Annotated in this window: 8 protein-coding genes; all 8 read right to left on the bottom strand. The window is 69.0% G+C overall.

Going from position 1 to position 12,387, the window contains the following annotated elements; translation table 11 throughout:
- Nucleotides 1-31: 31 nt before the first annotated feature.
- On the bottom strand, nucleotides 32-607 hold the full coding sequence (locus FDM97_RS00045) for a DUF3566 domain-containing protein (protein ID WP_137988224.1): 576 nt from the start codon (nucleotides 605-607) through the stop codon (nucleotides 32-34).
- Nucleotides 608-712: 105 nt separating this feature from the next.
- Nucleotides 713-3,343, bottom strand: coding sequence for a DNA gyrase subunit A (gyrA, locus tag FDM97_RS00040; RefSeq protein ID WP_137988223.1), 2,631 nt, complete (start codon nucleotides 3,341-3,343; stop codon nucleotides 713-715).
- Between the two features lie 41 nt (nucleotides 3,344-3,384).
- On the bottom strand, nucleotides 3,385-5,433 hold the full coding sequence (gene gyrB / locus FDM97_RS00035) for a DNA topoisomerase (ATP-hydrolyzing) subunit B (RefSeq protein ID WP_137988222.1): 2,049 nt from the start codon (nucleotides 5,431-5,433) through the stop codon (nucleotides 3,385-3,387).
- Between the two features lie 377 nt (nucleotides 5,434-5,810).
- Nucleotides 5,811-6,383, bottom strand: coding sequence for a DciA family protein (locus tag FDM97_RS00030; RefSeq protein WP_137988221.1), 573 nt, complete (start codon nucleotides 6,381-6,383; stop codon nucleotides 5,811-5,813).
- A complete protein-coding gene (recF, locus tag FDM97_RS00025) occupies nucleotides 6,380-7,501 on the bottom strand; it encodes a DNA replication/repair protein RecF (RefSeq protein WP_137988220.1) in 1,122 nt (373 codons plus the stop codon). Before recF ends, FDM97_RS00030 begins: the two co-directional genes overlap by 4 nt.
- Before the next feature lie 56 nt (nucleotides 7,502-7,557).
- Nucleotides 7,558-8,436, bottom strand: coding sequence for a phosphogluconate dehydrogenase (NAD(+)-dependent, decarboxylating) (gnd, locus tag FDM97_RS00020; protein ID WP_137988219.1), 879 nt, complete (start codon nucleotides 8,434-8,436; stop codon nucleotides 7,558-7,560).
- A gap of 126 nt (nucleotides 8,437-8,562) precedes the next feature.
- Entirely contained in the window at nucleotides 8,563-9,693 is a 1,131-nt protein-coding gene (dnaN, locus tag FDM97_RS00015; RefSeq protein WP_030205035.1) for a DNA polymerase III subunit beta, read from the bottom strand.
- An 806-nt stretch (nucleotides 9,694-10,499) separates the two neighbouring features.
- Complete coding sequence (gene dnaA / locus FDM97_RS00005; protein WP_137988218.1) at nucleotides 10,500-12,287, bottom strand: chromosomal replication initiator protein DnaA; 1,788 nt, start codon at nucleotides 12,285-12,287, stop codon at nucleotides 10,500-10,502.
- Nucleotides 12,288-12,387 lie beyond the last annotated feature (100 nt).

Here is a 12,387-nt window from a genome sequence, read left to right as displayed (position 1 = left end):
AAATCGGTTCCCGGGAGGCCCCCACCCGACGCTACTCGTCCTCGGCGAGCGTGAGCTCGACACCGCCCACGAAACCGGCCGACAGGTTGTAGATGAACGCCCCCAGCGTCGCCAGCGCGGTCATCAGGACCACGTCGATCACGGCGATCACCGAGGTGAACATCAGCACCCGCGGCAGCGAAAGGAACGACTGCAGATCGAAGCCGTTGGACTCGTTCGAGCCCGTCGCCTCGCTGATCGTGCCGCCGACGGTCGAGAAGACGCCCATGGCGTCCATGACCATCCACAGCACCGACGCGGCCACGACCGTGCAGATGCCCAGCGCGATGGAGAGCAGGAAGCTCACCTTCATCACCGACCACGGATCGGCCTTGGCGACCCGCAGCCGCGCTTTGCGCGTACGGGGCGTCGTCCGTGCCCCGGTACGCGGCCGGCGCACCGCGCCCGTGTTGCCACCGCCACCGCCACCGCCCGCGCCCGGCGCCTGAGCGCCGTACGCCTGCGGCGGGTGGTACGGCCCGCCCGACTGGCGCGCGTCCGCGCGCTCGCCGGGCAGCGGCCCGTTGTACGTCTCGTACGAGGGCCCCGGCCCTCGGGTGTCCGTCACCGCAACCCCCTGGGAGTCCGTGGCGGAACCACGGGCGCCGTCCGCTCCAGCACCGCCAGAAGCTCCGGCAGCCGCCGATCCGGCACCCGTGGTTCCACTCACGCTCTACTCCTCGTGCTCCCCGGCCGAGGGCTGGCTGCCCTCAGCTGCCTCGGCCGCGGTCGCGGCCTCGACGCCTTCCGTGCTCTCGACACCGTCGGCGTCCACGGCACCTTCGACCTCTTCGGCCTCGCTGCCCGCCTCGGCGTTCCGCGCGATGCCGACGACGGCATCCCGCTTGCCCAGGTTGATCAGCTGGACGCCCATGGTGTCACGGCCGGTCTCCCTGACTTCGTTGACTCGCGTACGAATCACACCGCCGGACAGCGTGATGGCGAGGATCTCGTCCGTCTCCTCGACCACCAGCGCGCCCACGAGCGAGCCGCGGTCCTCCACGATCTTGGCGGCCTTGATTCCGAGGCCACCGCGACCCTGGACGCGGTACTCGTCGACGTTGGTCCGCTTCGCGTACCCACCGTCGGTGGCGGTGAAGACGAACGTACCCGGCCGGACGACATTCATCGAGAGCAGCTCGTCGCCCTCGCGGAAACTCATCCCCTTGACGCCCGACGTGGCACGCCCCATGGGGCGCAGCGCGTCGTCCGTCGCGGTGAACCGGATCGACTGCGCCTTCTTGCTGATGAGCAGCAGATCGTCCTCCGCCGAGACCAGCTCGGCGCCGATCAGCTCGTCGGCGGTGCCTTCGGCGCCGTTGTCCGTCTCCCGGAGGTTGATCGCGATGACACCGCCCGAACGCGGGGAGTCGTAGTCCTTCAGCGCGGTCTTCTTCACCAGACCGGCCTTCGTGGCGAGCACCAGGTACGGCGCGGCCTCGTAGTCGCGGATCGCCAGGATCTCGGCGATCTGCTCGTCCGGCTGGAAGGCCAGCAGGTTGGCCACGTGCTGGCCGCGCGCGTCCCGGCCGGCGTCCGGCAGCTCGTACGCCTTGGCCCGGTAGACCCGGCCCTTGTTGGTGAAGAACAGCAGCCAGTGGTGGGTCGTGGACACGAAGAAGTGGTCGACGATGTCGTCCTGCTTCAGCTTCGTGCCGCGCACACCCTTGCCGCCGCGCTTCTGCGAGCGGTAGTCCTCGGTCTTCGTACGCTTCACATAGCCGCCACGCGTGATCGTGACGACGATGTCCTCCTCGGCGATCAGGTCCTCGATGGACATGTCACCGTCGAAGGGCACCAGCTTGGAGCGGCGGTCGTCGCCGAACTTCTCGACGAGCGTCGCGAGCTCCTCGCTGACGATGCCGCGCTGACGCTCCTCGGAGGCGAGGATCGCGTTGTACTCGTTGATCTTCGCCTGGAGCTCGTCGTGCTCGGCGACGATCTTCTGGCGCTCCAGGGCGGCGAGCCGGCGCAGCTGCATCTCGAGGATGGCGTTGGCCTGGATCTCGTCGATCTGCAGCAGGCCCATCAGGCCCTCGCGCGCGACCTCGACCGTGTCGCTGCGCCGGATGAGCGCGATGACCTCGTCGATCGCGTCCAGCGCCTTGAGCAGACCGCGCAGGATGTGGGCGCGCTCCTCGGCCTTGCGCAGCCGGAAGCGGGTCCGGCGCACGATGACCTCGATCTGGTGCGTCACCCAGTGGCGGATGAACGCGTCCAGCGAGAGCGTGCGCGGCACACCGTCGACGAGCGCCAGCATGTTCGCGCCGAAGTTCGTCTGCAGGTCGGTGTGCTTGTACAGGTTGTTGAGCACGACCTTGGCGACGGCATCGCGCTTGAGCACGATGACCAGCCGCTGGCCGGTACGGGACGAGGTCTCGTCGCGGACGTCGGCGATGCCGCCGATCTTGCCGTCCTTCACCAGGTCGGCGATCTTCTGCGCGAGGTTGTCCGGGTTGACCTGGTAGGGCAGCTCCGTGACCACCAGGCACTGGCGGTTCTGGATCTCCTCCACCTCGACGACCGCGCGCATCGTGATCGAGCCACGGCCGGTGCGGTACGCCTCCTCGATGCCCTTGCGGCCCACGACCAGCGCGCCGGTCGGGAAGTCAGGGCCCTTGATCCGCTCGATCAGCGCGTCGAGGAGCTCCTCGTGCGTGGCCTCCGGGTGCTCCAGCGCCCACTGGGCACCGGCCGCGACCTCGCGCAGGTTGTGCGGCGGGATGTTGGTCGCCATACCGACCGCGATACCGGCCGAGCCGTTGACCAGCAGGTTCGGGAAGCGCGCCGGCAGAACCGTCGGCTCCTGGTTACGCCCGTCGTAGTTGTCCTGGAAGTCGACGGTCTCCTCGTCGATGTCCCGGAGCATCTCCATCGACAGCGGCATCATCTTGCACTCGGTGTACCGCATGGCGGCGGCCGGGTCGTTGCCCGGGGAACCGAAGTTGCCGTTGGAGTCGACCAGCGGCATCCGCATCGACCACGGCTGGGCGAGGCGGACGAGCGCGTCGTAGATCGACGAGTCACCGTGCGGGTGGTACGTACCCATGACGTCACCGACGACACGGGCGCACTTGTAGAAGCCCTTCTCGGGCCGGTAGCCGCCGTCGTACATCGCGTACAGCACACGACGGTGGACCGGCTTGAGGCCGTCCCGTACGTCGGGCAGCGCGCGGGACACGATGACGGACATCGCGTAGTCGAGATACGAGCGCTGCATCTCGGTCTCGAGCCCGACGGGCTCGACACGCAGGGCGACAGGCTCTTCTTCTTCGGTGGTGGCAGGGGTGTTTTCGTCGGCCATTGCTGGTCGCGAGTCCTTTCGTACGGTCAGCTGAGGCCGACTCAGATGTCGAGGAAGCGAACGTCCTTGGCGTTGCGCTGGATGAACGAGCGCCGCGCCTCGACGTCCTCACCCATCAGCACCGAGAACAGGTCGTCGGCCTGCGCCGCGTCGTCCAGGGTCACCTGGCCGAGCACACGGTGGTCCTGGTCCATGGTGGTGATACGCAGCTCCTCGGCGTTCATCTCACCCAGACCCTTGAAGCGCTGGATCGAGTCCTCGCGGATCCGCTTGCCGTTCTGCTTGCCCAGCTCGACGAGCGCGTCGCGCTCACGGTCCGAGTACGCGTACTCGAAGTCGTCCCGGCCCCACTTGATCTTGTAGAGCGGGGGACGGGAGAGGTAGACGTGGCCGGCCTCGACCAGCGGACGCATGAAGCGGAAGAGGAAGGTCAGCAGCAGGGTGTTGATGTGCTGGCCGTCGACGTCGGCGTCCGCCATCAGGATGATCTTGTGATAGCGGAGCTTCTCGATGTCGAAGTCCTCGTGGACTCCGGTGCCGAACGCCGAGATCAGCGCCTGGACCTCGGTGTTCTGCAGGATCTTGTCGATCCGCGCCTTCTCGACGTTCAGGATCTTGCCGCGGATCGGCAGGATGGCCTGGTACATCGGGTTACGGCCGGACTTGGCCGAGCCGCCGGCGGAGTCACCCTCGACGATGAAGATCTCGCACTTGGTGGGGTCGTTCGACTGGCAGTCGCTCAGCTTGCCGGGCAGGGACGCCGACTCCAGCAGGCCCTTGCGCCGGGTCAGGTCACGGGCCTTGCGGGCCGCCACGCGCGCGGTGGCCGCCTGGATCGACTTGCGGACGATGTCCGCGGCCTCGAGCGGGTTACGGTCGAACCAGTCGGTCAGGTGCTCGTGGACGACCTTCTGCACGAAGGTCTTCGCCTCCGTGTTGCCCAGCTTGGTCTTCGTCTGGCCCTCGAACTGGGGCTCGCCCAGCTTGACCGAGATGATCGCCGTCAGACCCTCGCGGATGTCCTCGCCCGAGAGGTTCTCGTCCTTCTCGCGCAGCAGCTTCTTCTCGCGGGCGTAGCGGTTGACCAGGCCCGTCAGCGCGGCGCGGAAGCCCTCCTCGTGCGTACCGCCCTCATGCGTGTGGATCGTGTTCGCGAAGGAGTACACACCCTCGCTGTACTGCGAGTTCCACTGCATGGCGATCTCGACCGAGAGCATCCGCTCCTTGTCCTCGGCCTCGACGTCGATCACGGTCGGGTGGATGAGGTCACCCTTGCGCGAGTTGAGGTACTTCACGAAGTCGACGATGCCGCCCTCGTAGTGGTACTTCACCGTGCGCGCGACCGGCTCGGCGGCGGCCTCGGCGTCCGGGTCGTCGGCGCCGACCGTGGCCTTCGCGGACTCGCGCTCGTCGGTGAGCGAGATGGTGAGGCCCTTGTTGAGGAAGGCCATCTCCTGGAAACGGCGCGAGAGCGTCTCGAAGGAGTACTCGGTCGTCTCGAAGATGTCCGGGTCGGACCAGAACGTGACCGAGGTGCCGGTCTCGTCGGTCTCCTCGTGCTTGGCGAGGGGCGCGGTCGGGGCGCCCAGCTTGTAGTCCTGCGTCCAGCGGTGGCCGTCGGTCTTGATCTCCACCGAGACCTTGGTGGAGAGGGCGTTGACGACGGAGACGCCGACGCCGTGCAGACCGCCGGAGACCGCGTAGCCGCCGCCGCCGAACTTGCCGCCCGCGTGGAGGACCGTCAGCACGACCTCGACCGCCGGCTTGCCCTCGGACGCGACAATGCCGACAGGGATGCCGCGTCCGTTGTCGACGACGCGCACGCCGCCGTCGGCCAGGATCGTCACGTCGATGGTGTCCGCGTGGCCGGCCAAGGCCTCGTCGACGGAGTTGTCGACGACCTCCTGCACCATGTGGTGCAGTCCCCGTTCACCGGTCGAGCCGATGTACATGCCGGGTCGCTTGCGGACCGCGTCCAGACCCTCGAGGACGGTGATCGCGCTGGCGTCGTACGACGCAGCGTTGGCGGACGGAGTGTTCTCAGTGGGGTTGCCGGAATCGGCCACGAAGCGCCCTTTCTGGCACAGCACAGGCCGTTCTCCGGGCATACGGGAGCGGCTGCGTCGTTCGACTTGTTCCGCGGGGTGGCGGGATTACTTACCAGTCTACCGGTAGCGCCGACACTCATGGGGGTTTGCCGGTACCTGAGTCCGCATGTGCCGCCCTGAGCGGGAGCGAGACGACTCCCCATATGCGCCCAGGGTCTCCAGAAGCCTCTGACGGCCACCCAGCGCTTCGAGCTGTGACCCGTTGTGGGCATCGCGCACGCGACCGTCGTGGGCATACGTTCCGCAGGGGGGTCCCCCCGCCGAAGGCAGGGGGAGGAGGTGGGCACAACCCACGAACGCGCTGCCCGCGCCAGGGCCCCGCACCACGGCACCCCGGGCGCCCCGCGCCCACGGCCCCGTCAGCCGTACGTGTCCCCAGGACCGACCGACCCCGGCGCCCTGAGCGGCCCGTATCCCTTGCGCGGAGCGCCCGGCCCCAGGACCTTGATCACCCGTACCGTCCCGTGCCCCAGGTCCTCGTTCAGCCGCGCCACCAGCCTCGGCGCCAGCAGCCGCAGCTGGGTCGCCCACGCCGTCGAGTCGCACTGCACGGTGAGCACCCGCTCCTCCGGGTCCTCGTCGTACTTCAGCGGCACACAGTGATTCGCCAGGTCCTCGCCCACGATCTGCGGCCAGCGCCCCATGACCCCGCCGACCGCCGCCGGGGTCTCCCAGCCCCGCTCGGTGATGAGCCGGTTGATCGCGGCGCCCAGCCCGATCGGGTCACGCCCGTCGGCGCCGGCCCCGGACCGCAGTCCGCCGCCCCGGCGGGCCTGCTTCTTCTGCTGGGCCGCCGCCCCCCGCGCCTTCGCCTGCTCCTTGGCGGCGCGCAGCGCCACGCGCGCGAGGTCCACACCCGACGGCTCGGGCGTCTTGGGGGCCTCGGCGCTCTCGGGGATCCCGGAGGCGCCGGAGGAAGAACCGTCACTCATACCCGCTCCACCATCCCCCCGGCCACGGCGTACCGCGCCCCGGCGAGGACGCCCGGAACGTCGTCGTCCACCGCCGCCGTCACCAGCACCTGCTCGCCCGGAGCCACCAGCTCGGCGAGCCGCTCCCGGCGCCGCGCGTCCAGCTCCGCGAAGACGTCGTCGAGGACGAGCACCGGCTCGTTCCCCTCCGCCCGCAGCAGGTCGTACGAGGCCAGCCGCAGCGACAGCGCGTACGACCAGGACTCGCCGTGACTCGCGTACCCCTTCGCCGGCAGGTCGCCGAGCTTGAGCAGCAGCTCGTCCCGGTGCGGCCCGACGAGGGTGACGCCCCGCTCGATCTCCTGCTTGCGCACCTCCGCGAGCGCCGCGATCAGCTGCTCGTACAGCTCCTCACGGGTGTGGCCGGGGCCGGGCGCGGACGGCCGGTACTCCAGCAGAATCGGTCCGCCGCCCGGTGCCAGCTGCTCGTACGCCTTGTCGGCCAGCGGCTGCAGCACACCGATCAGATCCAGCCGCTGTGCGAGCAGCTCGGCTCCCGCCCTCGCCAGATGCTGGTCCCACACGTCCAGGGTCGACAGGTCCATGCCACGACCGCCGTGCCGGCGCGCCATCGCGGCGGACTTCAGGAGGGTGTTGCGCTGCTTGAGCACCCGCTCGTAATCGGAACGCACGCCCGCCATGCGCGGCGCGCGCGCCGTGATCAGCTCGTCAAGGAAGCGCCGCCGTTCCCCGGGATCGCCCTTGACCAGCGCCAGATCCTCCGGCGCGAACAGCACAGTCCGTACGATCCCCAGCACATCACGGGGCCTGACCTGCGAGGACCTGTTGATACGCGCGCGATTGGCCCGGCCCGGATTGAGCTCGAGCTCGATCAGCTGGGAGCGCTCGCCCTGGGTGACCGCGGCGCGGATGATCGCTCGGTCCGCCCCCATCCGTACGAGCGGCGCGTCCGAGGCGACGCGGTGGCTGCCGAGGGTCGCGAGATAGCCGACGGCCTCGACCAGATTGGTCTTGCCCTGGCCGTTGGCGCCCACGAACGCGGTGACGCCCGGGTCGAGCGGGACCTCGACCCGGGCGTAGGAGCGGAAGTCGGCCAGCGACAGATGCGTGACATGCATGGTGTGCGCCGACCTTCCCCCGGCCGCTGTGCACCGAGGGGTGCACAGCCTGTGGATTACTTCTTGGACTCGACCGCGTGGCCACCGAACTGGTTGCGCAGCGCGGCGATCATCTTCATCTGCGGCGAGTCGTCCTGACGGGACGCGAACCGCGCGAACAGCGACGCGGTGATCGCGGGCAGCGGCACCGCGTTGTCGATCGCGGCCTCCACCGTCCAGCGGCCCTCGCCGGAGTCCTGCGCGAACCCGCGCAGCTTCTCCAGGTGCTCGTCCTCGTCCAGCGCGTTGACCGCCAGGTCGAGGAGCCAGGAACGGATGACCGTGCCCTCCTGCCAGGAGCGGAAGACCTCGCGCACGTCGGTGACGGAGTCGACCTTCTCCAGGAGCTCCCAGCCCTCGGCGTACGCCTGCATCATCGCGTACTCGATGCCGTTGTGGACCATCTTGGCGAAGTGGCCGGCGCCGACCTTGCCCGCGTGGACCGAGCCGAACTCGCCCTCGGGCTTGAGCGCGTCGAAGATCGGCTGGACCTTCGCCACGTTCTCGGCGTCGCCGCCGTACATCAGCGCGTAGCCGTTCTCCAGGCCCCACACGCCGCCGGAGACGCCGCAGTCGACGAAGCCGATGCCCTTGGCGGCGAGCTCCTCGGCGTGCTTCTCGTCGTCGGTCCAGCGGGAGTTCCCGCCGTCCACGACGATGTCGCCGGGGGAGAGCAGATTCGCCAGCTCGTCGATGGTGGACTGGGTCGCGGCACCGGCCGGGACCATGACCCACACGACGCGCGGACCCTTGAGCTTGCCCACAAGCTCCTCAAGGCTGTGGACATCGGCGAGGTCCGGGTTGCGGTCGTATCCGATGACGGTGTGGCCTGCGCGGCGGATGCGCTCACGCATGTTGCCGCCCATCTTGCCGAGACCGACGAGACCGAGCTCCATCAGAGATTCCTTAAGCGTCGTGTGCGGTTCGTACCCGGGTCCGAGCCTACGCCCGGACCCGGGTGCACACCTGTGGGGTCAGCCGCTCAGTCGACGCCCGCCCGTGAGCGGTCAAGCCGGGCTCGGTCAGCCGCTCAGCCGCACCGGCATGATCAGGTACTTGTACGCCTCGTCCGCCTCGGCATCCACAGCCGGCTTGCCGCTCAGAAGCGCCGGCTTCGTGGAGGTCGTGAAGGAGAGCTGGGCGACCGGGGAGTCGATCGCGCTCAGGCCGTCCAGCAGGAAGGTCGGGTTGAAGGCGATCGAGATGTCGTCGCCCTCCAGCTGCGCGTCCACACGCTCCACAGCCTGTGCATCGTCGCTGGAACCGGCCTCCAGGATCAGCACGCCCTGCTCGAAGCTGAGCCGGACCGGGGTGTTGCGCTCGGCCACCAGGGCCACACGCTTGACGGCCTCGACGAACGGCGCGGTCTCGATCACGGCGACCGAGTTGAACTCGGTGGGGAAGAGCGTCCGGTACTTCGGCAGGTCGCCCTCGAGCAGCCGGGTGGTGGTCCGGCGGCCGGCGCCCTCGAAACCGATCAGGCCCTCGCCCTTCCCGGAGCCCGAGAGCGCCAGGGTGACGGTGTCACCGCTGGTCAGCGCCTTGGCCGTGTCCAGGAGGGTCTTCGCGGGCACCAGGGCGACCGCGGAGGCGTCCGGGGACTCCGGCTTCCACAGGAACTCGCGGACCGCGAAGCGGTAGCGGTCGGTGGAGGCCAGGGTGACCGTGTCGCCCTCGATCTCGATGCGCACACCGGTGAGGACGGGCAGCGTGTCGTCACGGCCGGCGGCGATGGCCACCTGGGCGGCGGCGGAGGCGAAGACCTCACCGGGCACGGTGCCGGTCGCGGTGGGCATCTCCGGCAGGGCCGGGTACTCCTCCACAGGCAGGGTGTGGAGGGTGAAGCGGGAGGAGCCGCAGACCACGGTCGCCCGTACACCGTCTGTGGAGATCTCCACCGGGCGGTTGGGGAGGGCGCGGCAGATGTCGGCGAGCAGACGGCCGGAGACCAGGACGGTGCCGTCCTCCTCGACCTCCGCCTCGACGGAGACGCGGGCCGAGACCTCGTAGTCGAAGCTCGAGAAGCTCAGCGCGCCGTCCTCGGCCTTCAGCAGAAGGCCCGCGAGTACGGGCGCCGGCGGACGGGCCGGAAGGCTGCGGGCCACCCAGGCCACCGCCTCCGCGAGTACATCGCGCTCCACCCGGATCTTCACCGGAACCGCCTCCTGCTGTTGCTGGCTCTTCGTCGACTGCGGGAACCAGTCTGACGTACGCCACCGACACTCGGTGCGGCTCGGGGTCAAGTCGCGACAACAGCTCGCCGAGGCTCCGGCGCCGAGTTGTGCACAGGGCCCACTTCGAAGCGGATTCCGGGCTAACTCTAGGTGGGAGTAGTAGTAGGGCCTGTGGAAACCGTGGATAACGTCGTCTGCGCAGGTCAATGCCGGTTTTTTGTCCACTGCGCCTGTGGGTGGAGCCGGTGGACAACCGGGGTGTTCTGTGGACACCCGAAAGTTCTGCACACCCGGTACACAGGCCACGGGGAGTTCTCCCCAGCGCCGTCCCCAGCTTTACCCACGTTCCCCACAGCCCAATCGTCTCCCTTGGTGTGACCGCTTTCACTCGACGCGGTGAGCCCGGGCGTTTCGTTGCCGAACAGTGGACAGCGGTGTGGAGAAGCTGTGGGCAACTCCCGTCCCCCTGTGAGTTGCCCGTGGACAACCGAGAGACCGTCCTGTGGACGGAAGATCCGTCCACAAGCTGTGGATCAAGGTTCCCAACAAATCCACAAGGCCCTGACCTGGGGTGATGATCCCTCGGTTGCTCGCCCTGTGGACACGTTCCGGATAACTCGGCAGTCCCCACCCTGTGGACGGAAGATCATCCCCCAATCTGTGGAGAACCGACGACCGCGTCCCCTGATTCGAACAGCGCCACCGTGCACAGGCAGCGGGGAAACGCGGAAGGGCGCCCCGGGAGGTGTCCCGGAGCGCCCTCGTGAGCGTGCGGAGCGGCTCTCTCAGCCGTTCTTGATGCGGTTGGTGAGCTCGGTGACCTGGTTGTAGATGGAGCGCCGCTCGGCCATCAGCGCGCGGATCTTCCGGTCCGCGTGCATCACCGTCGTGTGGTCGCGTCCGCCGAACTGCGCGCCGATCTTCGGCAGCGACAGGTCCGTGAGCTCCCGGCACAGGTACATGGCGATCTGGCGGGCCGTCACCAGGACCCGGCTCCGGGAGGACCCGCAGAGGTCCTCCACCGTCAGCCCGAAGTAGTCCGCCGTCGCGGCCATGATCGCCGGCGCCGTGATCTCCGGCGCCGAGTCCTCGCCGCCCGGGATCAGGTCCTTGAGGACGATCTCGGTCAGCCCGAGGTCCACCGGCTGCCGGTTGAGGCTCGCGAAGGCGGTGACGCGGATCAGCGCGCCCTCCAGCTCACGGATGTTCCGCGAGATGCGGGACGCGATGAACTCCAGTACCTCCGGCGGGGCGTTGAGCTGCTCCTGGACCGCCTTCTTACGGAGGATCGCGATCCGCGTCTCCAGCTCCGGCGGCTGCACATCGGTGGTCAGGCCCCACTCGAAGCGGTTGCGCAGCCGGTCCTCCAGGGTCATCAGCTGCTTGGGCGGCCGGTCCGAGGAGAGCACGATCTGCTTGTTCGCGTTGTGGAGGGTGTTGAAGGTGTGGAAGAACTCCTCCTGCGTCGACTCCTTGCTCGCGAGGAACTGGATGTCGTCGACCAGCAGGATGTCCACATCGCGGTAGCGCTTGCGGAAGGTGTCGCCCTTGCCGTCGCGGATCGAGTTGATGAACTCGTTGGTGAACTCCTCCGAGCTCACGTACCGCACCCGGGTGCCCGGGTAGAGGCTGCGCGCGTAGTGCCCGATGGCGTGCAGCAGGTGCGTCTTGCCGAGGCCCGACTCCCCGTAGATGAAGAGCGGGTTGTACGCCTTCGCCGGCGCCTCGGCCACCGCGACGGCGGCGGCGTGCGCGAAGCGGTTCGAGGAACCGATGACGAAGGTGTCGAAGAGGTACTTGGGGTTCAGCCGTGCGTGCTGCTCGCCGGGGGCACCGGACGACGAGCCCTGGCCGGAGGAGGAGCCGGGACGGCCGACACCCGGTCCGCCGCCGACGGGACCCGGTACCGGGCCGCCGGGGCGTGGCCCCGGGCCGGCACCCGGCCGCGGCGCGTCGGGCAACTCGCCCCGCTCCGGCCGCTGGGGCTGGTCGTAGGCGGACGGCTGCTCGTCGTAGCGCGGCTGCTGGGGCTGCTGCCGCGGACCCGTGTACGGGTCGCGCTCCTGGAAGGCACCGAGCCGGGGCTGCTGCCAGGAGAGGTCCTCCTGGGTGCGCGGCCAGGCTCCCGGATCGGGGCGCTGCTGCTGGTAGTCCGGGTAGGCGGGGCGCGCGGTGGGCAGTCCGTCGTCCGGCATGGGCCGGTGGCCGTAGCCGTCGTACTTGTCGTAGCTCTCGGCCGGGGGCCGCTCGTCGTAGCGCGGCTGCTGCTGGACGGGAGGGGCGGGCGGGGTCGGCTCGCCCACGGAGTCGTCGACGGTGATCGCGATCCGGATCGGGCGGCCGCACTCGCGGCTCAGGGTCTCGCTGATGAGCGGTGCCAGGCGTCCTTCGAGGACGCGCTTGCCCCACTCGTTGGGCACGGCGAGAAGTGCGGTGTCGGCCACCAGTGCGAGAGGCTGGCAGCGCTCGATCCACTGCTTGTCCTTGGGCTCGATGCCCTGCTGGCCGTCTCCGAGGAGGTGCTCCAGCACGCGTGGCCACACTGCGGCAAGATCGGCAGGTACGTCAGCCACAGGGCACGCTTCCTCGTTGGTCCCACGAATGTGTGGTTCTCGGGACGGTGGGTCGAAGTCCGTCGGACAGGTGTCCAGGACAGGTAAGGACAGAACGGAA

The organism is Streptomyces vilmorinianum, assembly GCF_005517195.1.
Classification (GTDB): domain Bacteria; phylum Actinomycetota; class Actinomycetes; order Streptomycetales; family Streptomycetaceae; genus Streptomyces; species Streptomyces vilmorinianum.
The sequence above is the reverse complement of the archived record's forward strand: the minus strand, read 5'-3'. Positions and strand labels throughout refer to the sequence as shown.

Bases quoted from the DNA above. Each gene is read 5' to 3' on its own strand.
- recF (WP_137988220.1), bottom strand. From the start codon at position 7,501: ATGCATGTCACGCATCTGTCGCTGGCCGACTTCCGCTCCTACGCCCGG.
- gnd (WP_137988219.1), bottom strand. From the start codon at position 8,436: ATGGAGCTCGGTCTCGTCGGTCTCGGCAAGATGGGCGGCAACATGCGT.
- gyrA (WP_137988223.1), bottom strand. From the start codon at position 3,343: ATGGCCGACGAAAACACCCCTGCCACCACCGAAGAAGAAGAGCCTGTC.
- FDM97_RS00030 (WP_137988221.1), bottom strand. From the start codon at position 6,383: ATGAGTGACGGTTCTTCCTCCGGCGCCTCCGGGATCCCCGAGAGCGCC.